Annotated in this window: 17 protein-coding genes and 1 tRNA gene; 6 read left to right on the forward strand and 12 right to left on the reverse strand. The window is 67.7% G+C overall.

Annotated elements, in window-relative coordinates; translation table 11 throughout:
* Positions 1-87 precede the first annotated feature (87 nt).
* The 3 genes from ntrC to glnA form a co-directional block, all read right to left on the reverse strand.
* On the reverse strand, positions 88-1,614 hold the full coding sequence (ntrC, locus tag H0X91_RS04575; RefSeq protein ID WP_060265372.1) for a nitrogen regulation protein NR(I): 1,527 nt from the start codon (positions 1,612-1,614) through the stop codon (positions 88-90).
* 37 nt (positions 1,615-1,651) lie between these two features.
* Positions 1,652-2,794, reverse strand: a complete 1,143-nt coding sequence (glnL, locus tag H0X91_RS04580) for a nitrogen regulation protein NR(II) (RefSeq protein WP_006482511.1) — start codon at positions 2,792-2,794, stop codon at positions 1,652-1,654.
* 161 nt (positions 2,795-2,955) lie between these two features.
* Positions 2,956-4,371 (reverse strand): type I glutamate--ammonia ligase, encoded by a 1,416-nt coding sequence (gene glnA, locus H0X91_RS04585; protein WP_006482510.1) that lies wholly within the window; start codon positions 4,369-4,371, stop codon positions 2,956-2,958.
* A gap of 406 nt (positions 4,372-4,777) precedes the next feature.
* On the opposite strand from glnA, the gene H0X91_RS04590 reads away from it, so the two are divergent.
* Positions 4,778-5,245, forward strand: a complete 468-nt coding sequence (locus H0X91_RS04590; protein WP_058901616.1) for a rhodanese-like domain-containing protein — start codon at positions 4,778-4,780, stop codon at positions 5,243-5,245.
* A 116-nt stretch (positions 5,246-5,361) separates the two neighbouring features.
* Here the strand turns inward: H0X91_RS04590 and H0X91_RS04595 are convergent, their stop codons facing one another.
* The 5 genes from H0X91_RS04595 to hrpA form a co-directional block, all read right to left on the reverse strand.
* Positions 5,362-6,177 carry a competence/damage-inducible protein A gene (locus H0X91_RS04595; protein ID WP_006482515.1) on the reverse strand — a complete coding sequence of 272 codons (816 nt, stop codon included), beginning with the start codon at positions 6,175-6,177 and terminating at the stop codon, positions 5,362-5,364.
* Positions 6,174-7,001, reverse strand: coding sequence for an EI24 domain-containing protein (locus tag H0X91_RS04600; RefSeq protein WP_006478362.1), 828 nt, complete (start codon positions 6,999-7,001; stop codon positions 6,174-6,176). Before H0X91_RS04600 ends, H0X91_RS04595 begins: the two co-directional genes overlap by 4 nt.
* 116 nt (positions 7,002-7,117) lie before the next feature.
* Positions 7,118-8,092 carry a sterol desaturase family protein gene (locus H0X91_RS04605; RefSeq protein WP_006482516.1) on the reverse strand — a complete coding sequence of 325 codons (975 nt, stop codon included), beginning with the start codon at positions 8,090-8,092 and terminating at the stop codon, positions 7,118-7,120.
* 16 nt (positions 8,093-8,108) lie between these two features.
* Positions 8,109-9,098: a YVTN family beta-propeller repeat protein gene (locus tag H0X91_RS04610; RefSeq protein ID WP_006482513.1), complete on the reverse strand. Its 990-nt coding sequence runs from the start codon at positions 9,096-9,098 to the stop codon at positions 8,109-8,111.
* 189 nt (positions 9,099-9,287) lie between these two features.
* The gene (hrpA, locus tag H0X91_RS04615; RefSeq protein WP_196432840.1) at positions 9,288-13,487 is read right to left on the reverse strand and encodes an ATP-dependent RNA helicase HrpA; all 4,200 of its coding nucleotides are present in this window, start codon (positions 13,485-13,487) and stop codon (positions 9,288-9,290) included.
* A gap of 23 nt (positions 13,488-13,510) precedes the next feature.
* Between hrpA and argA the strand changes: the two genes are divergently transcribed.
* Complete coding sequence (argA, locus tag H0X91_RS04620; RefSeq protein WP_006497806.1) at positions 13,511-14,890, forward strand: amino-acid N-acetyltransferase; 1,380 nt, start codon at positions 13,511-13,513, stop codon at positions 14,888-14,890.
* Between the two features lie 53 nt (positions 14,891-14,943).
* A complete protein-coding gene (locus tag H0X91_RS04625) occupies positions 14,944-15,219 on the forward strand; it encodes an oxidative damage protection protein (RefSeq protein WP_006478357.1) in 276 nt (91 codons plus the stop codon).
* A gap of 261 nt (positions 15,220-15,480) precedes the next feature.
* Here the strand turns inward: H0X91_RS04625 and H0X91_RS04630 are convergent, their stop codons facing one another.
* From H0X91_RS04630 to H0X91_RS04640, 3 genes are all read right to left on the reverse strand, one after another.
* The gene (locus H0X91_RS04630) at positions 15,481-16,893 is read right to left on the reverse strand and encodes an MFS transporter (protein WP_058901619.1); all 1,413 of its coding nucleotides are present in this window, start codon (positions 16,891-16,893) and stop codon (positions 15,481-15,483) included.
* Between the two features lie 89 nt (positions 16,894-16,982).
* Complete coding sequence (locus H0X91_RS04635) at positions 16,983-18,194, reverse strand: CaiB/BaiF CoA transferase family protein (RefSeq protein WP_049004773.1); 1,212 nt, start codon at positions 18,192-18,194, stop codon at positions 16,983-16,985.
* Positions 18,191-19,942, reverse strand: coding sequence for an acyl-CoA dehydrogenase family protein (locus H0X91_RS04640; RefSeq protein WP_062884430.1), 1,752 nt, complete (start codon positions 19,940-19,942; stop codon positions 18,191-18,193). The genes H0X91_RS04635 and H0X91_RS04640 overlap by 4 nt, the downstream gene beginning before the upstream one ends.
* Positions 19,943-20,115: 173 nt before the next feature.
* Here H0X91_RS04640 and H0X91_RS04645 point away from each other — a divergent pair, with 173 nt between their 5' ends.
* From H0X91_RS04645 to H0X91_RS04655, 3 genes are all read left to right on the forward strand, one after another.
* Positions 20,116-21,018, forward strand: a complete 903-nt coding sequence (locus H0X91_RS04645; RefSeq protein WP_006488085.1) for a LysR family transcriptional regulator — start codon at positions 20,116-20,118, stop codon at positions 21,016-21,018.
* A gap of 98 nt (positions 21,019-21,116) precedes the next feature.
* Positions 21,117-21,191, forward strand: a tRNA-Val gene (locus H0X91_RS04650).
* A 173-nt stretch (positions 21,192-21,364) separates the two neighbouring features.
* A complete protein-coding gene (locus H0X91_RS04655; protein ID WP_196432841.1) occupies positions 21,365-22,609 on the forward strand; it encodes a tyrosine-type recombinase/integrase in 1,245 nt (414 codons plus the stop codon).
* Positions 22,610-22,676: 67 nt separating this feature from the next.
* Here H0X91_RS04655 and H0X91_RS04660 read toward each other — a convergent pair whose 3' ends face one another.
* Positions 22,677-23,114, reverse strand: a complete 438-nt coding sequence (locus tag H0X91_RS04660; RefSeq protein WP_196432842.1) for a hypothetical protein — start codon at positions 23,112-23,114, stop codon at positions 22,677-22,679.
* Between the last annotated feature and the right edge of the window lie 3 nt (positions 23,115-23,117).

Consider the following 23,117-nt stretch of genomic DNA (forward strand, 5'->3'; position numbering starts at 1 on the left):
GAGGATCGGCGGAATGGCAAGCTGCATGCAAACCGCGATTATGTCCGATCGCGGCAGGCGCGGGCCCGCGCCTGCCGCGAATCGTGCTCAGGGCTCCAGATGGAGCTCCTGGATCTTGCGCGTGATCGTGTTGCGGCCGATGCCGAGCCGCTCCGCGGCCTCGACCTTGCGGCCGCGCGTGAAGTCGAGCGCCTCGCGAATCACGGCCGCCTCGAAGCGGCGCGCGAGTTCGTCCATCACGTCGGCCGAGTTCTCGCGCAACAGCCGCGCGACTTCGGTGCGCAGCCCGTGCTCCCACAACGGGTAGCCGGCCGGCACGCTGCCGTTCGGCGCGCTCGCGACGGGCGCGGCGGCCAGCGGCGTCGCGCCGATCGCGGCAGGCACCGCTGCAACATGGCCGCCGCTGCCGTGCGCGTCCGCACCGTCGCCCGTCGCGACGACGGGCGACGCGGGCGCGCCGGCCGGCACGAGGTCGGGCGGCAGATCCTTGATCTCGACCGTCTGCGCGGGCGCCATCACGGTCAGCCAGTTCGCGAGGTTCTCGAGCTGCCGCACGTTGCCGGGAAACGGCAGCGACGTCAGGTACGCGAGCGCGTCGTCGGACACGCGCTTCGGCTCGACGCCGAGATCGCGCGCGCTCTTCTGCAGGAAGTGGCGCGTGAGCAGCGCGATGTCCTCGCTGCGTTCGCGCAGCGGCGGCAAGCGCAGCCGGATCACGTTGAGCCGGTGGTAAAGGTCCTCGCGGAACAGCCCTTGCCGCACGCGCGACTCGAGATTCTGGTGCGTCGCGGCGATCACGCGCACGTTCGCGCGCAGCGGATTGTGCCCGCCGACGCGGTAGAACTGCCCGTCCGACAGCACGCGCAACAGGCGCGTCTGCAGGTCGAACGGCATGTCGCCGATTTCGTCGAGGAACAGCGTGCCGTTCTCGGCCTGCTCGAAGCGGCCCTGCCGCGTCGTCTGCGCGCCGGTGAACGCGCCGCGCTCATGGCCGAACAGTTCGGATTCGAGCAGATCCTTCGGAATCGCCGCCGTGTTCAGCGCGATGAACGGGCCGTTCGCGCGCGGGCTGTGACGGTGCAGCGCCCGGGCGACCAGCTCCTTGCCGGTGCCCGATTCGCCGGTGATCAGCACGGTCGCGGCCGAATGCGACAGGCGGCCGATCGCGCGGAACATGTCCTGCATCGCGGGCGCCTGGCCGAGCATCTCGGGCGCCTCGGCCACGCGCTCGTCCTGCGGCGCGCCGCCGCGCAGGCTTTCTTCCACCGCGCGGCGAATCAACTCGACCGCCTTGTCGACGTCGAACGGCTTCGCGAGGTATTCGAACGCGCCGCCCTGGAACGCCGCGACGGCGCTGTCGAGATCGGAGAACGCCGTCATGATGATGACGGGCAGGCCCGGCAGCCGCTCGTGCATCGCCTGCAGCAACTCGAGGCCCGAGCCGCCCGGCATCCGGATGTCGGACACGAGCACTTGCGGCGTCTCGTGGTCGAGCGCGGCCAGCGCATCGCGCACGTTCGCGAAGCTCTTCGTCGCGAAGCTGTCCCGGGCGAGTGCCTTTTCAAGCACCCAGCGGATCGATTGGTCGTCGTCTACTATCCAGATCGGCTTCATAGGTCGGTCAGATATGGGTGAATCGCAATGTCGCCGCTCAATGGTCGAGCGGCAGCAGGATCTGAAATTCGGTACGTCCGGGCCGGCTTTCGACCTCGATCATCCCGTCGTGCTGCTGTACGAACGTCTGCGCGAGCGTGAGGCCGAGGCCGCTGCCGTCTTCGCGTCCGGACACGAGCGGGTAGAAGATCCGGTCGCGGATCTCTTCCGGAATGCCGGGCCCGTTGTCGATCACGTGCAAGTCCAGTGCCAGCCGGTACAGGCGCTTGGCGATCGTCACCTTGCGCGCGATGCGCGTGCGCAGCTCGATCTTCGCGTCGCCCTGCGCGATCCGTTCGCGCAGCGCCTGCGCGGCGTTGCGCACGATGTTGAGCAGCGCCTGGATCAACTGCTCCTTGTCGCCGCGCAGGTCCGGCACGCTCACGTCGTAGTCGCGCTCGATCGTGAGCCCCCGCGGGAACTCCGCGAGCATCACCGCGCGCACGCGTTCGCACACTTCATGAATGTTCACGTCGCCGACGATGTGCGGATGCCGGTGCGGCTCCAGCAACCGGTCGACGAGCGTCTGCAGGCGGTCGGACTCCTTGATGATCACCTGCGTGTATTCGCGCAACTCGCCGCGCTCGCGCTCGCCCAGCTCGAATTCGAGCAGCTGGGCTGCGCCGCGAATGCCGCCGAGCGGGTTCTTGATCTCGTGCGCGAGGTTGCGGATCAGTTGCTTGTTGACCGCGGTCAGGTCGTGGATGCGCTCTTCCCGATCGGTGCGCGACTGCCGTTCGTTCTCGAACAGCTCGACGAGCACGAAATCGGGCGCGTTCTCGAGGAAGCCGACGATCGCATGCACGTGCAGCGGTTCGCGGCCGGGCCGGTCGAGCACGGTATCGAGATGCGTCGCGTGAAAGCGTTCCTCGCCGATCGCGGTGATCGTCGAGGCCAGCTCGTTCGCGTTCGGAAAAATCTCGCCCCACGGCCGCTGCGCGAGCTGCCGCCGCGAGATGTCGAGCATCGCCTCCGCGGACGGGTTCGCGAACGCGATCCGCAGCGTCTTGCGGTCGAGCACGATCACGACCGTCGGCAGCGCTTCGAGCCCCGCCAGCAGACCCGAGCGCGAGAGCCGCTCGTCGTCCGTCAGTCGTTCGGGCTGCCCCGTTTTCGCCTTGATCAGATTCTTCAGAACCATCTGCGTGCTTGTCGCGCCTCAACGGGCCAGAAAATGAAAATCGTCGGAACAAAAAAGGGACGGCTGGACGCCGTCCCCTTTCAGACTCCGCCGCTCCCGCCGCAAGCCGCGCGGCGGGAACGAACCGGCATGACGGCGCTGAATCGAAGCGCCATCGCCGATTAGAGCGAGTAGTACATCTCGAACTCGATCGGGTGCGTCGTCATGCGGAACTTCGCCAGCTCCTGCTCCTTCAGCGCGAGGTATGCGTCGAGCATGCTGTCCGTGAACACGCCGCCACGGGTCAGGAACTCGCGATCCTTGTCGAGTGCTTCGAGCGCCTGGTCGAGGCCCGCGCACACGGTCGGGATCTTTGCATCTTCTTCCGGCGGCAGGTCGTACAGGTTCTTGTCCGCTGCTTCGCCCGGATGGATCTTGTTCTGGATCCCGTCGAGGCCGGCCATCATCAGCGCCGAGAACAACAGGTACGGGTTCGCCATCGGATCCGGGAAGCGCGTTTCGATGCGGCGGCCCTTCGGGTTCGACACGTGCGGAATGCGGATCGATGCCGAACGGTTGCGCGCCGAGTAGGCGAGCTTGACCGGCGCTTCGAAGTGCGGGACCAGACGCTTGTACGAGTTCGTCGTCGGGTTCGTGATCGCGTTCAGCGCGCGAGCGTGCTTGATGATGCCGCCGATGTAGAACAGCGCCAGTTCCGACAGGCCGGCGTAGCCGTTGCCCGCGAACAGGTTCTGGCCGTCCTTCCAGATCGACTGGTGAACGTGCATGCCCGAACCGTTGTCGCCGACGACCGGCTTCGGCATGAACGTCGCCGTCTTGCCGTACGAGTGCGCGACGTTGTGGATGATGTACTTCGACCACTGCGTCCAGTCGGCGCGCTCGACCAGCGTCGAGAACTTCGTGCCGATTTCGTTCTGCCCCTGGCCCGCCACTTCGTGGTGGTGCACTTCGACCGGGATGCCGAGCTGTTCGAGCAGCAGGCACATTTCCGAACGCATGTCCTGGAACGTGTCGACCGGTGCGACCGGGAAGTAGCCGCCCTTCGTGCCCGGACGGTGGCCCGTGTTGCCGCCTTCGAATTCCTTGCCGGCCGACCACGGTGCTTCTTCCGAGTTGATCTTCACGAAGCAGCCCGACATGTCCGTGTTCCACTGGACCGAGTCGAAAATGAAGAATTCCGGTTCCGGACCGAAGTAGGCCGTGTCGCCGATGCCCGTGCTCTTCAGGTACGCTTCCGCGCGCTTCGCGAGCGAACGCGGATCGCGCTCGTAGCCCTTGCCGTCGGCCGGCTCGACCACGTCGCAGGTCAGCACGAGGGTCGACTCTTCATAGAACGGGTCGATGAAGGCAGCGTTCGGGTCCGGCATGAGCAGCATGTCCGACGCCTCGATGCCCTTCCAGCCCGCGATCGACGAACCGTCGAATGCATGGCCGCTTTCGAACTTGTCTTCGTCAAACGCCGAAACCGGCACCGACACGTGCTGTTCCTTGCCGCGCGTATCCGTGAAGCGGAAATCGACAAACTTGACGTCCTCGTCCTTCACGAGCTGCATGACGTCGGCGACGGTTTTACTCATAACCTCTTCTCCTGATTGAACAATTCCGGCGGACTGGGAACCGCCTCGTTTATCGAGCTGACCGGGGTCTTGCTTTTGGCGCAGCGCGCCCCGATTCGACCGAATTCTATATAGCAGCTTCCGTGCCAATCATCGCAAAACCGACGCGGATCGCGCCGTCCCGCGCCGCAGCGGGGCTCGCCTGCGCAATTGCAGGGCTCGGGGCCGCACCGACGCCGACGACATCGCACCGCATTGGTGCAATCGGCGAGATGCGGCGGCGCGTCCGAATCATTCTGGTGCATGCGCGCCATTCTGCACCCTTTTGGTGAACCCGTGGCCCGCGCGTGCGCCGCAGGTCGCGCGGACGTCCGTGCCGTGCCGCCGCGCTAGAATGATCGTTTGACCGATACGGAGACTCCCTGCCATGAGTACGCTCGACCAGCTTTACGCGAAGGCCGACGAACGCCGCGCACAAGGCGCGCTCAACTACGCCGGCGCGCTGCTGCCGGTCGAGGCATTCGAACTGCTGCAGCTCGACCCGTCGGCGCGCCTCGTCGACGTGCGCACGCGCGCCGAGCTGGACTGGATCGGCCGCCCGCTCGTCGGCGACGGCCAGTACCTGCACGTCGAATGGACGCGCTACCCGGGCGGCGTGCCGAATGCCGAATTCGTCAACGAACTGAAGGCGGCCCTCCCGGCCGCCGATACGCCGATCCTGTTCCTGTGCCGCAGCGCCGCGCGCTCGAAGCTCGCTGCGGTCGCGTCCGCGCAGGCCGGCTACACGAAGGCGTTCGACCTGCTCGAAGGCTTCGAGGGCGCGAAGGACGCCGAAGGCCACCGCAAGACGGTCGACGGCTGGTGCTTCTGCAAACTGCCGTGGATCGGCGCCTGAGCGCGCGCCGCACCCGCCGGTTGCGACAGCCTCATCGTCGAGCCGGGCGATGACATGCCGATGACGGGCCGCGTTGCGCGGCCCGTTGCTTTTGGCATTGCCGCGTTGCAGGCCGCTCAGGGGCGCGGCGTGTCGGGCTCGACGACGTCGCCGCCGAGCAGATGCACGCCTTCGCGCAGCTTCACGAACGCGGCCGCGACCGCTTCCGGCTCGCCCTTCACGCCGAGATCGATGTGCCGGCGCGCGTAGATGCCGCCGCGCTCCGCGTCGCCCACGCTCGGCAGGCTGAACACGCGCACGCCCGGGAAATCGCGCTCGATCTTCTCCATCAGCGGCGTGAGTGTCGATTCCGGCAGTTCGAACACGTACAGCGAGCGCTCCGCATGCGGCGTCGCGTGATGCAGATGCGCGTACTTCGTATCGAGCACCCATTCGATCATCGGCCACGCCATCACCGGGAAGCCCGGCACGAAATGGAGATCGCCGACCGAGAAGCCGGGAATCCGGTTGTAGCCGTTCGGGATGATCGTCGCGCCCGCCGGGAACACGCCCATGTTGAAGCGATGCTGGTTCTCCGGCGACTCGAAGTCGACCGGCGTGGCCGGATCGGTGTGCGTTTCGCGAATCCGCTCCGAAATCAGCTCCTTCGCTTCCGGATGCAGCGCGAGCGGCACGCCGAGCGCGGCGGCCGCGCACTGGCGCGTATGGTCGTCCGGCGTCGCGCCGATGCCGCCCGTCGAGAACACGATGTCGCCCGACGCGATCGCGCGCGCGAGCGTCGCGGTGATGCGCGCCGGATCGTCGCCGACGTATTCCGCCCAGTCGAGCGCGAGGCCGCGCGCGCCGAGCAACTCGATGACCTTCGCCAGATGCTTGTCCTGCCGGCGGCCCGAAAGGATTTCGTCGCCGATGATGATGATGCCGATGCTCATGCCTGCCCCATGTCGATTGCGGTGGCGCGCGCGCTGGCGCGCAGGTCTTCCAGCGCGCGCAGGCAGTAGTGCCCGAACCACAGCGCCGAGAAGACGAGGATGAAAGCGTAAACCCAGATCATGGCGGCCGCGACGAACGGAAACAGCACCATCATCCAGACCGACGAGACCCACACGAAGGTCGGCACGGTGCCGAGCAGCCCGGTCGCGACGCCGATGCCGATCAGCGGCCAGCGGTGCCGGCGCACCAGCGCGCGGCGCTCGTCGCGGCTCGCGTGCAGCGCGAGCGCGTCGTAGGTCATCACGCGGTACGTGAGCCAGCCCCAGATCACCGGCGGCAGCAGCGCGAAGAACGGCGGAATCAGCCACAGCGGGATCGTGACGACGAGCAGTACGACGCCGACGATCGCCGCGCCGAGCGAATTGACTACGCTGCCGAAGAAGGTGCCGCCCCGCTTCGCTTCGAGTGCCGCGAACTGGCGATTCGAAAGGTGCTTGATCACGACCGGCATCGAGATCGTCGCGATCAGCAGCAGCACGGTCAGCACGATCAGCGGGATCGCGAGCGACACGACCACGAACGGCGCGACGACCGCATGCAGCTGCGACATGCCGATCGCGTCGAACGCGCGATACAGCATGGCCGTCAGCACGAAGCCGTCGAGCGCGCCGCGCGCGAGGTCCAGCAGCGTCTGCCACGAGAACCACAGCACGGCGCCCCACAGCAGCGCGGAGACGACGAACGGCATCAGGGTGAGCCACAGCATGCGCGGGTGCAGCGCGCTGGCGAGCGCCCGGACGAAGGAACGCAGCAAGTCGTTCATGCGGACCTGTATCGATGGAGAAAAACGGGGAAAGGATAAACCACGCGGCCCGCATGCGCCAAAGCGCATGCGGGCCGCGTGGGAAAGTCGTTCAACGGGAGAACGGCCGGATCGGGTCAGGCCGACGCCGCGCCGCGCTTGGCGGGGAACAGGCGCCGGAAGATCCGCACGAACGCCAGGCCGTGCTGCGACCAGAAGCCGTCGCCATAGGACACGCCCTCGACCTGCTCGCGGATGCCGGTCGGCTCGACCGTGCGGTTCCACGACGCGGTGCCGAACATCATGTCCCACCACGGGAACAGCACGCCGAAGTTGCAGCCGTACTTGGTGCCTTCGTGGCCGTAGCCGACCGCATGGTGGCGGCGATGGAAGATCGGGCTGACGAGCAGGCGCTCGCCGATGCGGCCGTACGACAGCCGCGCATTCGTGTGCTGAATGCTCTGCAGGAAGTTCGTGACCGCGGTCAGCACGACGAACTGCGACGGCGTCACGCCGATCACGAGCGCGATCGCCGCGAAGAAGCACGACTGCAGTACGTCGTCGAGCAGGTGGTTGCGGTCGTCGCACCACAGCGACATCTGCCGCTGGCTGTGATGGACCGCGTGCAGCTCCCACCAGATACCGAACTTGTGCTGCCAGCGGTGATACCAGTAGCCGGCGAAATCGAGCACGACGAGGTAGATCGCGAACGCGACGATCGGTTGCGACGTCACGCCCGGCCACAGATAGTCGAGGTTGACGTTCGCGACGCCGTGCAGGCGCAGCCACGCCTGGAAGCTGTCGAACACCGGCTGCAGCGCGAAGAAGAAGAACAGCGTGTAGATGCCGAGCTTCGAGATCGCCGTGTAGATCACGTCGACCCGCACCGCGCGGCGGTTCTTCCAGCGCTCGACCGGCAGCAGCGCCTCGAGCGGGCGCAGCAGCGCGAACATCAGCACCATCTGCAGCGCGCCGATGATCACCCAGTACAGCGCGTCGTAGGTGTCCTCGTCATAGTCCATCAGGTTGAACTTGAAGAGGAGCGGCTGCACGACATCGACGTACAGCCAGGTCTGGATGTCCGACACGAACGCATCGATCAGGTGCAGCATCGTTCGCCTCCGCCCGTCACGCGCCGTTCGCGGCCTTCCACGGCGCGCGGTCGTAGAAGTAGATGCCGTGCGGCGAGCGGCCGACGGCGATCGTCTGCACCAGCTTGCGCGACGCCAGGTCGATGATCCCGACCTTCTTCGCGAAACGGAACGTCACCCACAGCGTCTTCTTGTCGGCGGACAGCTCCATGTCGTCCGGGCCCGGCAGCAGGCCGGTGATGTCGCCGACGTTGGTGAGCGTGTTCTCGTCGATGATGCTGATCGTGTTCGCGACGCGGTTGGTCACCGCGACGTGCGTGCCGTCGGCGAGCGAACGGAAGTTGTGCGCGCCCTTGCCCGTGTAGATCTGCTTGACGACCTTCTGGTTGCGCCAGTCGACGACCGCGACGTAATCCGCGCCGGTCATCCCGACGAGCAGGAACTTGTCGTCCGGCGTGAGCCACAGGCCGGCCGGCACCTTGCCGACCTTCATCTTCCATTTGACCGTCTGCGTAGGCAGGTCGATCGCCGCGATCTCGCCGGACACCTGCAGCGACACGAGCAGCGTCTTGCTGTCCTTCGTGAACGCGAGGTGGCTCGGCATCACCGCGAGCGGCACGCGCTTCACGAGCTTCAGGTCGCGGCCGTCGTAGCCGTAGATGTCGACGCGGTCGAGCCGCAGGCCGGCCGCCGCGAACCACTTGCGATCGGGCGAGAAGCCGAGCTGGTAGGGATCGTCGATCCCTTCGACGGTGCGCTGCAGCTTGCCCGTCTTCGGATCGAGGAACATCAGGCTGTTCGAGACCGAATTTGCAACGATCAGCGACGCATTGTCGGGCGTCGCCATCAAATGGTGCGGTTCCTTGCCGGTCGGCATCGTGGAAACGACTTCGCGGGTCTGCTGGTCGATCAGGGAAAGCGTCGCTTCGGCCGAGTTGAGAACGATCACGTTATTCGCGTGGGCGGCGGGCGCCAGTACGGCGGCGGCCAGCGCGAGCGTGCGGCCGAGGGAAAGGAAAGTGCGCATGAAGACTCACGTCGTGGAACAGCAGTCATTGTAGAACGTTCGGCGGGCCCCTCCGGTTGACCCATGCCGGTATTGCGCCGCTTCGCCGCACGCCCCGCCTGCCGGACGCGCCGCCGCGGCAGGCGCCGTGCGGCCGGCCGGGGCAGCCAGGGCCAGCCGCCGGGGCGGACGCGGTCAACCGATGCCGCGCTAGCGCTGCATCGACTCCCAGACCTTGTGCAGACGCTTGACAGAGACCGGCATCGGCGTGCGCAGTTCCTGCGCGAACAACGAAATCCGCAATTCCTCGAGCAGCCAGCGGAATTCCGCGAGCCGCGCATCGGCGACGCCGCCGCGCTGCGACACCGCGCGCTGGTACTGCTGGGCGAGCGGCAGCAGCTCGGCCGACTGCTTCCCGTCGCGTGCCGGATCGGCCTTCAGCTTGTCGATGCGCAGCGCGATGCCCTTCAGGTAGCGCGGGAAATGCGCAAGCTGCGCGTAAGGCGTGTCGATCACGAAGCGCTTGCCGACCAGCGCAGCCAGTTGCTGCTGCAGATCCGCATGCGCCTGCGCGAACGGCTTCGCCTGCGCGAGCTTCTTCACGAGCCCCGCGTATTCGGCCAGGATCTGCCCGACGAGCCGCGCGATTTCCTGCGCGAGCAGGTTCAGGCGGCTGCGGCCCTCGTCGCGGCGCGCGTGGAAGCTCGCGTCGTCGTCGGGCAGCGGATCCTGCAGGCACGCGCGGTCGAGCGCCGTGTCGATCAGCTGGTCGCGCAGTTCGTCCTGCGTGCCGAGCGACATGTACTGCATCGCCATCTCGCGCAGGCCCGGCAGATTCTTCTCTAGGAACTTGATCGGCTCCTTCAGCTGCAGCGCGAACAGCCGCCGCAAGCCGGCCCGGTGAATGCGCGCGGCCTCCTCCGGCGAATCGAACACCTCGACGTCGCAGTGCGTGCCGCGGTCGACCAGCGCCGGATAGCCGTACAGCGTCTGGCCGCGCCGGCGGATTTCCAGCAACTCGGGCAGCTTGCCGAAATTCCACGTCGTCAGGTTTTCGTACAGCGCGGTCGCGCCGGTTTCCGCCGGGACGGCCGTCTGCGGCGCGGCGCCCTTGCCGGCCTTCGCGCCGCGAGCGGCAACCGCGGGCGTGGCAGCCGACGCGGACGCGTGGCCGAGCGCGTGACCGGCGTCGGCGTCGCCGCCGGTCGCGATCGTCGACGCCGCCGCGATCTTCTGGAACTGCTGCTGCGCCTGCGCGCCCAGCTCCTGGCGCAGCTGCGCGAGATTGCGCCCCATCGCGAGCTGGCGGCCGTGCTCGTCGATCACCTTGAAGTTCATGAACAGGTGCGCGGGCAGCGTCTCGAGCTTGAAGTCGGCCGTTTTCATCGCGACCTGCGTCTCGCCGCGCACGTCGGCGATCAGCGCCTCGACGAGCCCGCCCGCACCGAAGCGCTCGCGGCCCATCCGCTCGACGAAGCCGGCCGCGTATTCGGGCAGCGGCACGCAGTGCCGGCGCAGCTTCTGCGGCAGCGACTTCAGCAGCAACTGGACCTTTTCCTTCAGCATCCCCGGCACGAGCCACTCGCAGCGGCGCGCGTCGACCTGGTTCAGCGCGAAGAGCGGCACCGCGAGCGTCACGCCGTCGCGCGGCGTGCCCGGCTCGAAGTGATAGGTGAGCGCCATTTCGACACCCGCCATCGTCGCGCGCTTCGGGAACAGGTCGGTCGTGACGCCGGCCGCCTCGTGACGCATCAGGTCGTCGCGCGACAGGTACAGCAGCCGCTGCTTGTCCTCCGCCTGGCCGCCCTTCTTCACCTCGTCGCGATACCAGCGCTCGAACGCGGCGCCCGTGTGGATGCCTTCCGGAATCGCATGGTCGTAGTACGCGTAGATCAGTTCGTCGTCGACCAGCACGTCCTGACGGCGCGACTTGTGCTCGAGCTGCTCGATGTCGGCGAGCAGCTTGCGGTTGTGCGCGAAGAACGGCAGCTTCGTGTCGAATTCGCCTTCGACCAGCGCGCCGCGGATGAACAGCTCGCGGGCGCGCGCCGGGTCCTGCTTGCCGAACGCGACGCGCCGCCGGTGGTAGATCGGCAGCCCGTACAGCGTCGCGCGCTCGAATGCGCTGACCTGCGCCGGACGCTTTTCCCAGTGCGGCTCCGACAGCGATTTCTTCAGCAGGTGCGCGCCGATCTTCTCGACCCACTCGGGCTCGATCTTCGCGAGGCAGCGCGCGTACAGCCGGCTCGTCTCGACGAGTTCGGCCGCCATCACCCAGCGGCCGGCCTTCTTCGCGAGCGCGGAGCCCGGCCACAGGTAGAACTTGATGCCGCGCGCGCCGAGGTAATGCGGATCGTCGTCGGCCTTCATCCCGAGGTTGCCGAGCAGGCCCGTCAACAGGGCCAGATGAATCTGCTCGTAGGTGGCCTCGACTTCGTTGAGCCGCCAGCCGTGCTCGCGCACGACCGTCAGCAGCTGCGAATGGACGTCGCGCCACTCGCGCAGCCGCAGGTGCGACAGGAAGTTCTGCCGGCATGCGTCGATCAGCTGGCGATTCGATTTCTTGTGCGCGACGGCCTCTTCGAACCACGCCCAGATCTTCAGCCACTGCAGGAATTCGGAGCGCTCGTCGGCGAACCGGCGGTGCGCCTGGTCGGCCTGCTCCTGCGCTTCGATCGGGCGGTCGCGCGGATCCTGCACGGACAGCGCGCTCGCGATGATCAGCACCTCGCGCAGCGACTGCTGGTCGCGCGCGGCGAGAATCATCCGGCCGACGCGCGGGTCGAGCGGCAGGCGCGCGAGCTCGCGGCCGAGCGGCGTCAGCGCGTTGTCGTCGTCGACCGCGCCGAGTTCGTTCAGCAGTTGATAACCGTCCGCGATCGCGCGGCCGGGCGGCGGCTCGAGGAACGGGAACGATTCGATCGCGGTCAGGTGCAGCGACTTCATCCGCAGGATCACCGACGCGAGCGACGAGCGCAGGATTTCCGGGTCGGTGAAGCGCGCGCGCGCCTGGTAGTCGCTTTCCTCGTACAAGCGGATGCAGACGCCGTCGGCCACGCGGCCGCAGCGGCCCGCGCGCTGGTTCGCGGCCGCCTGCGAGATCGACTCGACCTGCAGCTGCTCGACCTTGTTCCGGTACGAATAGCGCTTCACGCGCGCGAGGCCGGTATCGACCACGTAGCGGATGCCGGGCACCGTCAGCGAGGTTTCGGCCACGTTGGTCGCGAGCACGATGCGGCGCGCGTTCGACGCCTTGAACACCTTGTCCTGGTCGGCCGCCGAGAGCCGCGCGAACAGCGGCAGGATCTCGGTATGCGGCGGATGGTGCTTGCGCAGCGCCTCGGCCGCCTCGCGGATCTCGCGCTCGCCGGGCAGGAACACCAGCACGTCGCCGGGGCCTTCGCGGCACAGCTCGTCGACCGCGTCGACGATCGCGTCCATCAGGTCGCGCTCGGCTTCGCGCGCGGTCTTCACGCGGTCGCGGCCGCCCGTGCCTTCGGCGTTCTTCACGGCCGGGCGATCCTCGGCCACCGGGCGGTAGCGCATCTCGACCGGATACAGCCGCCCGCTCACCTCGATCACGGGCGCGGGGCGCGCGTCGGTGCCGAAATGGCGCGCGAAGCGGTCGGCGTCGATCGTCGCGGACGTGACGATCAGCTTCAGCTCCGGCCGCCTCGGCAGGATTTCCTTCAGGTAGCCGAGCAGGAAGTCGATGTTCAGGCTGCGCTCGTGCGCCTCGTCGATGATCAGCGTGTCGTACGCCTTCAGCAACGGGTCGGTCTGCGTCTCCGCGAGCAGGATGCCGTCCGTCATCAGCTTGACGGACGCGCCCGGCGCGAGATTGTCGGTAAAGCGCACCTTGTAGCCGACCACCTCGCCGAACGGCGTGCCGAGTTCTTCGGCTATGCGGCGGCCGGTCGACGAGGCGGCCAGGCGCCGCGGCTGCGTATGGCCGATCAGGCCCGTGCCGCCGGCGCCGAGGCCGCGGCCGAGATCGAGACAGATCTTCGGCAACTGGGTGGTCTTGCCCGAGCCGGTTTCGCCGCAGACGATCACGACCTGATGATCGGCGATCGCACGCGCGATCTCGTCACGCTTGCCCGAGACGGGCAGGCTTTCCGGGTACGTGATCGGCGGAACGGGATTCGGTGCGACCGGGGCGCGCGGCGGACGCTCGCGGCGCGGGGCGCGCTCGCCCGTTGCCTGCGGCGCGCCCTTCGCGGCCGGCTGGCGCGCGCCGCCGCGCCGTTCGTCGCCGCGCGGTGCGGGTGCCGCCGTGCCCGCCGGCTTGTCCTGCTGCTGGCGGGGCGGCTGGCCCTGCTGCTGGCGCGCATCGGACGCACCATCCGGGTGCTGCGCCGACGGCGTATTGGCCCGCGTCGGCGCGGGACTTTTAGAAACATTCGACATGGGGGCGCATTATAATCCCGCCCATGAATTCCCAAACCGACCTCCCTCCCGCCCAGACCGGCGCCGCGACGCCGCCGGCCGCCGACGATTCGGCCGCCAGCCACGCGCAGTTCGTCGACTGGATGCGCTCCGTCGCGCCCTATATCCACAAGTTCCGCAACAGCACGTTCGTCGTGGGGTTCGGCGGCGAGGTGGTGCAGCAGGGGCTGCTGAATGCGCTCGTGTCCGACATCGCGCTGTTGCAGGCGATGGGCATCCAGATCGTGCTGGTGCACGGCTCGCGCCCGCAGGTCGAGGAGCAGCTGAGCCTGCACGGTGTCGAATCCGAGTTTTCGCACGGGCTGCGCATCACCGATGCGCGCGCGCTCGAATCCGCGAAGGAAGCGGCCGGCGAAGTGCGTCTCGACATCGAGGCCGCGATCAGCCAGGGGCTGCCGAACTCGCCGATGGCGCACGCGCACATCAGCGTCGTGTCGGGCAACTTCGTGACCGCGCGGCCGGTGGGGATTCTCGACGGGGTCGATTTCGCGCACACGGGCATCGTGCGCAAGATCGACGCCGAATCGATCCGTCATTCGCTCGCGAGCCGCAAGCTCGTGCTGCTGTCGCCGCTCGGTTTCTCGCCGACCGGCGAAGCGTTCAACCTGTCGATGGAAGACGTCGCGTCGGCGGCCGCGATCGCGCTGCGCGCCGACAAGATCATCTTCCTGACCGACGGGCCCGGCATCGTCGACGACGAAGGCGAGCTGGTCCGCGAAATGTCGCTCGACGCCGCGGCCGAGCTGCTCGATTCCGGCAACATCCAGGGCGACGACGCGTTCTTCCTGAAGCATTCGATCCGCGCGTGCCGCGGCGGCGTGACCCGCGCGCACCTGATCCCGCAGTCGCTCGACGGCAGCATGCTGCTCGAACTGTTCCTGCACGACGGCGTCGGCACGATGATCTCGTACGAGAACCTCGAAAGCCTGCGCGAGGCGACGCCGGACGACGTCGGCGGCATCCTGTCGCTGATCGAGCCGCTCGAGTCGGACGGCACGCTGGTGCGGCGCGGCCGCCACCAGATCGAACGCGACATCGACCACTTCTCGGTGATCGAGCACGACGGCGTGCTGTTCGGCTGCGCGGCGCTGTACCCGTACCAGCAGGAGAAGATCGGCGAGATGGCGTGCCTGACGGTCGCGCCGGAAGCGCAGGGCTCGGGCGACGGCGAGCGCCTGCTCAAGCGCATCGAGCAGCGCGCCCGCGCGCGCGGCCTCACGCACATCTTCGTGCTCACGACGCGCACCGAGCACTGGTTCCTCAAGCGCGGCTTCGTCAAGGTCAGCGTCGACGACCTGCCGGAAGACCGTCGCAAACTCTATAACTGGCAGCGCAAGTCGCTCGTGCTGATGAAGCAGCTCTGAGCACCGGCACGACTGCCCTTCCCCCCAGACACCGATTACAGGAGAAGTACACGATGGCTCGAATGATCCAATGCGCGAAGCTCGGCAAGGAAGCCGAAGGCCTCGATTTCCCGCCGCTGCCGGGCGAACTCGGCAAGCGCATTTACGAGAGCGTCTCGAAGGAAGCGTGGCAAGGCTGGCTCAAGCAGCAGACGATGCTGATCAACGAAAACCGCCTGAACATGGCCGATCCGCGCGCGCGTCAGTACCTGATGAAGCAGACCGAGAAGTACTTCTTCGGCGACGGCGCGGACCAGGCGTCCGGCTACGTGCCGCCGACGGAAGGCTGAAGCGACGCGACTCGCGACGGCAGGCCGCGCCGGCCTCGTCGCGACGTGAAGCCAACGCCCAGGCAAACGGCACCGTGTCTCGCACGGTGCCGTTTGCTTTTGGGAAGCGTGATCCGGTGCGAGCCGACGCCGCGCGACGCACGCCCGGTCCGGCACGCGATGCCGCCGGAGCGCCGAATTACCGCGCGACCGCGCCGGCGGATTGCCGCCTCACCGAATTACCGCGTCGCCAGCGTGCCGAATCGCGCCGGCCTCCCCGCGTCACCCCGCCGGTTTCAACGTGCCGCGATCGTCGGGCTGCGCCGGCGCACCGGCCGGACAATCGGCCCCGGCGCCTTCGGTGCCCCACTCGGCCGCATCGCTGCGCTCGGCGCTCGACAACTCGTCGGCGCGATACCCGGTGCGGTTCAGCAGCGCCAGCATGCACGCCAGCGACACGAGCGCGTACAGCCCCGACGCGACCGCGACGCCGACGATGCTGCCCGTCGCATTGAGAATCGCCTGCGCGAGCACCGGCGTGCCGCCGCCGACGACCAGTGCGCTCAACTGATACGCGAGCGACAGGCCCGTATAGCGGATGTTCGCCGGGAACACGCGGGCGAGCACGCCGCCGACCGCCCCGTAGAACATCGCCGACGGAATCGTCGAGATGCACATGCCCGCGACGGCGACCCAGTACGAACGCGTCGCGAGCGCGTGGAACATCACGGGCATCAGCACGATTTCCGGGATCAGGATCCAGCCCATCGCGCGCCGCATGTCGACCTTCGACACGAACCACGCACCGACCGGCTGCATCAGGAACTGGACGACGAGCGAGATCGACAGGATGCCGAGGAACGTGCCCTGCGCGTAGCCGAGTTCCTTCGTCGCCCACGACAGCGCGAACGTGCTGCGGAAATACGTGACGTTGATCACCGGCAGCGTGCCGGCCGCGAGCAGCACGACGACCCAGTGGTCGCGCACGACGTCGCGCAGCGGCAGCTTCACCGTGCGCTTGCGCGCGAGCACGCGCTGCATGTCGATCGACTCCTCGAGCCGCAGCCGGATCACCATCCCGATGACCACGAGCACGGCCGACAGCAGGAACGGAATGCGCCAGCCCCACATCAGGAACGACGGGGTCGGCAGCGCGCTCAGCGCGAAGAATGCCGCCGTGGCCAGCAGGTTGCCGGTGGGCGAGCCTTGCTGCGCGAACGCCGCATACAGGATGCTGCGATGCTTCGGCGCATTCTCGCTCGCGATCAGCACCGCGCCGCCCCACTCGCCGCCGACCGCGATGCCCTGCAGCACGCGCAGCACGACGAGGCCCGCCGGCGCCCACACGCCGATCGACGCGTAACCGGGCAGCAGGCCGATGCCGGTCGTCGCGAGCCCCATCATCACCAGCGTGATCACGAGCGCGGTCTTGCGGCCGACGCGATCGCCGAGATGCCCGAACACGATGCCGCCGAGCGGCCGCGCGGCGAAGCCGGCCCAGAACGTGACGAACGCGAGCAGCGTCGCGACGCCGGGATCCATCGTGCCGGAAAAGAACACCTTGCCGAACACGAGCGCCGCGGCCGTGCCGTAGATGTAGAAGTCGTACCACTCGATCGTGGTGCCGACGAACGCCGCGAGGGCGGCGCGGCCGGGCCGCGGTTGTGCGGCGGGCGGGGATTGAGGACGGCTCATCGATGTCTCCATATTGGGGTGATCGGGGGCGCGACTCGCGCGCGCCTTTCCCGGTGGCCGGCATCACGCCGCCGGCCAGCGGCGTCGTGTCAGTCGGGCGGCGATTCGCCGGCCGCCGTCTTCAGCACGCCGGCATCGAGCAGTTGCTGCTGAAGCGCGCGATCGACGCCGAGCCGGTCGAGCACCGCGCGCGTGTCGCGGCCGAGCGCGGGCGGCGCCGACCGGTAGGTGGCCGGCGTGCGCGACAGCTTCACCGGCGACGCGGTGCCGCGATACGCGCCGATCTCGACGAACAGGTTGCGGTGCAGCGCATGCGGATCGTGCGCGACGTCGGCCACCGTGCGCACCGGCCCGCACGGCACGCCGGCCGCCATCAGGTCGCGCGCGAGCGGCTCGCATGCGTGCGCGGCGAGCCGCGCTTCCAGCTCGGCCTTCAGCGCGGGCCGGTGCGCGCAGCGGCTGCGGTTGTCGACGAAGCGCGGATCGCCGGCGAGCGCCGGCGCGCCGAGATGCGCGACGAGCCGCGCGAACTGCCGGTCGTTGCCGACCGCGAGGAAAATCGGCACGGTGGCCGTGCGGTAGCTGTCGTACGGCGCGATGTTCGGGTGCGCGTTGCCGCTGCGCTCCGGCACGCGACCCGAGCCGAAGAAATTCGGCAGGTGCGGATGCAGCAGCGACACGCCGCAGTCGTACAGCGCGACGTCGATCGACTGCCCGCGCCCGCTCTTCTCGCGCTCCGCGAGCGCCAGCAGGATGCCGGCGAGCGCGTTGAGCCCCGTGACCATGTCGACGATCGGCAGGCCGATGCGGGTCGCGTCGCCGTCGCGTTCGCCGTTCACGCTCATCAGCCCGGCCATCGCCTGGATCACCGCGTCGTAGCCCGGCAGCCCGCCGAGCGGGCCGTCGTCGCCGAAGCCCGTCACCGCGCAGTGGATCAGGCGCGGAAAGCGCGGCTGCAGGTCGCGTGCGTAGTCCATCCCCCAGCGCGCGAGCGTACCCGGCTTGAAATTCTCGACGAGCACGTCGGCTTCCTCGAGCAGGCGCCACAGGATCGCGCGCCCTTCGTCGCGCGACAGGTCGAGCGCGAGCCCTTCCTTGTTGCGGTTCACGCCCATGAAATACCAGGCCGTGTCGCCGAGGAACGGCGGCCCCCAGCCGCGCGTCTCGTCGCCGGCGGGCGGCTCGATCTTGACCACCGTCGCGCCGTGATCGGCGAGCGCCTGCGTGCAGTACGGGCCGCCGAGCACCCGGCTCAGGTCGACGACCTTCAGGCCGTCCAGTGCGCCACGCGTCGCGTTCATCGCTCGACCTCCGGCAGCAGGTCGAGCGCCGTGTCGAGCGCGACCGGCAGACCGCGCAGCAGCGCGTCGGACGCGGCCGATTCGTCGTCGCGCAGAGCCGGCGCGAGCGGATCGACCGGCAGCAGCTTGTGACGCACGATCAGGTGCGCCAGCGCGAGACGGCGGAAATCCGGCGCGAGCCGCGCGCCCTCGCAGGCCATCAATACGGCCGCGCTCGCGTAATACAGCGCGGACGCGGCTTGCCGCACACGCGCGTCGTCGCCTTCGTCAGCGACCCGCGCGAGCCCGTCGCACGCCCGCGCCAGAATGCGCCGCAACGCCGTGCGGCTCGCCTCGGGCAGCGGCGCCGCGCCCAGGCGATCGCCGAGGAACGTGCGCAGCGCGTCGAGCGCATGCTCGCGCTGCGCGGCGCGCGCGACGTCGAGCGCGACGATGTTGCTGGTGCCCTCCCAGATCGAGCCGAGATGCGCGTCGCGCACGAGCCGCGCATCGCTCCATTCCTCGATATAGCCGGTGCCGCCGCGCACTTCCATCGCGTCGCCCGTCACGCGGCGCGCGTCGCGGCACGCGCGGAACTTGATCAGCGGCGTCAGGATCCGCACGCAGCGCGCGGCCTGCTCGTCGCCCGCGTCGGCCTGCGGCAGCAGCAGCGCGATCTGCATGAACATCGCGCGCGCGGCCTCGGCCGGCAGCAGCATCTTCATCAGCTGGCGCTGCATCAGCGGCATCTCGAGCAGCTTGCGGCCGAACGCCTCGCGATGCGCGGCCACGTGCAGCGCTTCGTTCAGCGCGCGCCGCATCAGCCCCGCCGCGCGCACGCCGTTCGACAGCCGCGACATGTTGATCATGTCGGCCATCTGGTGAAAGCCGCGGCCGATCTCGCCGATCAGGTACGCCTGCGCGCCTTCGAGCGCGATCTCGCCGCTCGCCATCGAACGGCTGCCGAGCTTGTCCTTCAGCCGCACGATCCGGTAGCGGTTGCGCGTGCCGTCCGGCAGCGTCTTCGGCAGCAGGAACAGCGCGAGGCCCTTGATGCCGTCCGGCGCGCCGTCGGGCCGCGCGAGCACCATCGCGAGATCGGCGTCCGCGTTCGAGCAGAACCACTTGTCGCCGGTCAGCCGCCAGACGGTCTCGCCGTGCACGTCGGTTTCGCAGGTCGCGCGCGTCGCGATCCGGCCGACGTCGGAGCCGGCCGCCTGCTCGGTCATGAACATCGCGCCCTGGTACAGCGTGTCGAAGTCGCGCGACGCGAGCATCGGCAGGTAGCGCGCGACCAGCGCGGGATCGCCGAAGCGGCGCAGCGTGCGCGTCAGCGAATCGGTCATGCTGACCGGGCAGCACAGCCCGAATTCCGCCTGCACGAACAGGAACGTCAGCGCGTACTTGACGAGCGGCGGCACGGTTTCGGCTCCGTGGCTCAGCGACGCGAGCCCCAGCTCCGCATACGCGACGCGTTCGAGCGCGACGTACGCCGGGTCCTTGTCGATCCGCTGCACGGCCTCGCCGCGCCGGTTGCGATGCTCGAGCACGGGCGGATGCTTGTCCGCGCGCGACGCCCATTCGTCGAGTTCGCCCGACACGCGCGCACCGAGCGCGTGCAGCTGCGGCTCGAGTTCGGCATAGCGCGCATCGCCGAGATGCAGCTTCAGCAATGCGCCGAGATCGGGGTCGACGGTGAAGAAATTGATGCCCCGGCTGTCGGGGATATTGGATGCGCCGGTGTCGGGCGTGCGAGCGGTGTCGTTCATGCATGCGTCTCCTGGGTTGCCTGCGCGGCGACCGGGCCGCGCGCCGCGGCGTCCGGCCGATCCTGCGTCAAGCCTCCCGCAGAGCGTAGGCGCGCGATCGATAAGCGTCCAATACAGGATTTGTCCGGTACGATAGATATCGCTTATCGATGCCGACGCCGGGAGGAGACACCATGGAACTGAGGCAGTTGCGCTACTTCGTGGCGGTCGCCGAGGAGCTGCATTTCGGGCGCGCGGCGAAGCGCCTGTTCATCTCGCAGCCGGCGCTGAGCTTCGACATCCGCAAGTTCGAGGACGCGCTCGGCGTGCAGCTGTTCTCGCGCACCAACAAGACGGTCGCGCTGACCAACGCGGGCGAGGTGCTGCTCGGCGAAGCGCGCCGGCTGCTGCTGCAGGCGGCCGAAGCCGAGCGCCTGACGGTGCGCTCCGCATCGGGGCTCGCGGGCCGGCTGCGGATCGGCTTCGTCCACTCGATGCTGTATCGCGGGCTGCCCGACGCCGTGCGGCGCTTCGAGGCCGACTATCCGGGCGTCGAGGTCGTGCTGAGCGAGATGAACACGCACGCGCAGGTACAGGCGATCCAGCGTGGCCAGATCGATCTCGGCTATGCGCACTGGGGCCACTTCCCGCCCGAGGTGGAATCGGTGCCCGTCTATGCGGAGCCGTTCGTGTGCTGCCTGCCGGCCGCGCATCCACTGGCGCGGCGCAGGCAGGTCGCGCTCGCCACGCTCGCGACGGAACCGTTCATCCTGTTTCCGCGCGACGCCGCACCGCACTATCACGACCTGATCATCGCGCAGTGCGTGAACGCGGGATTCAGTCCGCTGATCCGTCACGAGGCGCGGCTGTGGCAGACGGTCCTGTCGATGATCGAATTCGGGATGGGCATCGCGCTGGTGCCGCGCGTGCTGCAGCAGGCGAAAAGCGACCGGCTTGCGTTCCTGCCGCTGAAGGATGCGTCGCTCGAATCGCGCACGCTCGCGCTGAAACGCAGCGGCACCGCCGAACCGGTGGCGCTGCGCTTTGCCGGCTACGTACGCGCGTCGATCGATGCGCTGCCCGCGCTCGCGGGCTGAGCGCGCGGCTCGCGAACCGGTGCTTGCGGCTATTTGAAAAAATTTGCAGAAAGGGCTTTACGAGCCCCAAAATCTCTGACATAATTTGATTCTTCTTTGGGCGGTTAGCTCAGCGGTAGAGCACTGCCTTCACACGGCAGGGGTCACTGGTTCGATCCCAGTACCGCCCACCAAAGAATATTCCGGGGTGTTCTCGGAACATCCTGAAACCCGCTTAGCTGCAAGGCTTAGCGGGTTTTTTCATTCCCGGGAATTCCGGAAAACGCCAACGGCAGCCGGGGGTATGTAGGGGTATTTTTAGGGGTACGCGCCGCGAAATGCTGCGCCTCCGCTCGGAGATACCCCCATGCCGCTCACCGACATCGCAATCAAGAACGCTAGGGCCGGCGACAAGCCGCAGAAGCTGTTTGACGGCGGCGGTTTGTTCCTACTCGTCACGCCGGCAGGACGGCGCTACTGGCGGTTCAAGTACCGAATCGCCGGTAAGGAAAAGTTGCTCGCGTTCGGCGTCTATCCAGACGTATCGCTACAAGCGGCGCGTAAGAAGCGCGATGACGCCCGCGAGAAGCTAGCGGCCGGTATCGATCCCGGCGAAGCGAAGAAGGCCGGCAAACGCGCCGCCCGCCTCGCCGCCGCGACGAGCTTCGAAGCCGTTACGCGCGAATGGTTCAACAAGCATTCGCCCGGATGGGCAAAAAGCCATTCGAGCAAGATCATCGCCCGCTTCGAAAACGACGTGTTCCCGTGGCTCGGGAAGCGCCCTATCTCCGAAATTCAACCGGCCGAGGTGTTCGACGTTATCCGCAGGATCGAAGCACGCGGAACGCTCGACACGGCCCACCGGGCGAAACAGAACTGCGGCCAAGTATTCCGATATGCCGTCGCAACCGGCCGCGCAACGCGCGACGTAACGGCCGACCTTCGGGGTGCACTTCCGCCGATCCAACAAAAGCATTTCGCAGCCATCACGGACCCCAGCAAGGTCGGCGAGTTGCTGCGTGCGTTCGACGCTTTCGGCGGTACGTTTCCGGTTCACTGCGCGCTCAAGCTCGCGCCGATGCTGTTCCGTCGCCCGGGCGAGTTGCGTGCCGCTGAATGGTCGGAAATCGACTTGGATAACGCGACGTGGGAGATTGATGGCACACGCATGAAACGCAACAAGGCGGCCAAGATAGACGGTGGAGCGCATATCGTGCCCCTACCCGATCAGGCCGTCGCCATCCTTCACGAATTGCACGCGTTGACCGGCGGCGGTCGTTACGTATTCCCCGGGGCACGCGACCGGAATCGACCAATGAGCGAGGCAACGATTAACGCCGCGCTGCGCCGGCTCGGCTACGATACGCGCACCGAAATCACCGGCCACGGCTTCCGAGCGATGGCGCGTACCATCATGGTCGAAGTGCTCGGTGTCGCGGTCGAGGTCATCGAATCACAACTGTCCCATACCGTGAAAGACCCGCTCGGACGCGCGTACAACCGAACGACCTTCCTTCCTCAGCGTCGCGAAATGATGCAGAAATGGGCGGACTATCTCGACCGACTCAAGGCGGGTGCCGAAGTTATCCCGATAAGTGCATCGGCACGGTAAGCGGTCGGTTTTCACTACTCACCTACGTCCAAGCGAAGGTACCGTCGATTCGGTCGAACTCTCGTCGCTATGCATCCGCATAGGTAAGCGGCGGCACACCTATCAAACGAAACGGAGGCAGCTCAACGCCCTTACCCGTGTTCGGTTGAACATCGTCCCGCATCGCGCGCAGCAAGTCGTTCAACCGCCTGTCGTGCGTCGCTCGGCTTCGGTCCGCGTTGCGATAGGTTGTTTCGTCTTGGTACGCATATAAAGCCGCGAGAACTTCGCCCGATGCGACGAGCGCCAACGCGTTCAGCGCATCGGCATACCGCTCATGGGCAGCCGCCGGGATGCTTCTACCCTCGATTACGCCGGAAAGTGCCGCGACGTACTCTCGATAGTGTTCCAACTTCATTTTGCGCCAGTCCGCGTCATGCTCTCGTTTCCGAGTCAAATACGACGTTAGGATGACCCCTACAATCGCCAAACAACCCGTAACGACGCCGGTCAGCAAGGCGTTCATTGC

It is taken from the genome of Burkholderia sp. 9777_1386 (assembly GCF_015712265.1).
GTDB classification, from domain to species: Bacteria; Pseudomonadota; Gammaproteobacteria; order Burkholderiales; family Burkholderiaceae; genus Burkholderia; species Burkholderia cenocepacia.

Excerpts from the sequence above, each read along its gene's own strand:
- ntrC (WP_060265372.1), bottom strand. The coding sequence starts at position 1,614 with ATGAAGCCGATCTGGATAGTAGACGACGACCAATCGATCCGCTGGGTG.
- glnL (WP_006482511.1), bottom strand. The coding sequence starts at position 2,794 with ATGGTTCTGAAGAATCTGATCAAGGCGAAAACGGGGCAGCCCGAACGA.
- glnA (WP_006482510.1), bottom strand. The coding sequence starts at position 4,371 with ATGAGTAAAACCGTCGCCGACGTCATGCAGCTCGTGAAGGACGAGGAC.
- H0X91_RS04590 (WP_058901616.1), top strand. The coding sequence starts at position 4,778 with ATGAGTACGCTCGACCAGCTTTACGCGAAGGCCGACGAACGCCGCGCA.
- H0X91_RS04595 (WP_006482515.1), bottom strand. The coding sequence starts at position 6,177 with ATGAGCATCGGCATCATCATCATCGGCGACGAAATCCTTTCGGGCCGC.
- H0X91_RS04600 (WP_006478362.1), bottom strand. The coding sequence starts at position 7,001 with ATGAACGACTTGCTGCGTTCCTTCGTCCGGGCGCTCGCCAGCGCGCTG.
- H0X91_RS04605 (WP_006482516.1), bottom strand. The coding sequence starts at position 8,092 with ATGCTGCACCTGATCGATGCGTTCGTGTCGGACATCCAGACCTGGCTG.
- H0X91_RS04610 (WP_006482513.1), bottom strand. The coding sequence starts at position 9,098 with ATGCGCACTTTCCTTTCCCTCGGCCGCACGCTCGCGCTGGCCGCCGCC.
- hrpA (WP_196432840.1), bottom strand. The coding sequence starts at position 13,487 with ATGTCGAATGTTTCTAAAAGTCCCGCGCCGACGCGGGCCAATACGCCG.
- argA (WP_006497806.1), top strand. The coding sequence starts at position 13,511 with ATGAATTCCCAAACCGACCTCCCTCCCGCCCAGACCGGCGCCGCGACG.
- H0X91_RS04625 (WP_006478357.1), top strand. The coding sequence starts at position 14,944 with ATGGCTCGAATGATCCAATGCGCGAAGCTCGGCAAGGAAGCCGAAGGC.
- H0X91_RS04630 (WP_058901619.1), bottom strand. The coding sequence starts at position 16,893 with ATGAGCCGTCCTCAATCCCCGCCCGCCGCACAACCGCGGCCCGGCCGC.
- H0X91_RS04635 (WP_049004773.1), bottom strand. The coding sequence starts at position 18,194 with ATGAACGCGACGCGTGGCGCACTGGACGGCCTGAAGGTCGTCGACCTG.
- H0X91_RS04640 (WP_062884430.1), bottom strand. The coding sequence starts at position 19,942 with ATGAACGACACCGCTCGCACGCCCGACACCGGCGCATCCAATATCCCC.
- H0X91_RS04645 (WP_006488085.1), top strand. The coding sequence starts at position 20,116 with ATGGAACTGAGGCAGTTGCGCTACTTCGTGGCGGTCGCCGAGGAGCTG.
- H0X91_RS04655 (WP_196432841.1), top strand. The coding sequence starts at position 21,365 with ATGCCGCTCACCGACATCGCAATCAAGAACGCTAGGGCCGGCGACAAG.
- H0X91_RS04660 (WP_196432842.1), bottom strand. The coding sequence starts at position 23,114 with ATGAACGCCTTGCTGACCGGCGTCGTTACGGGTTGTTTGGCGATTGTA.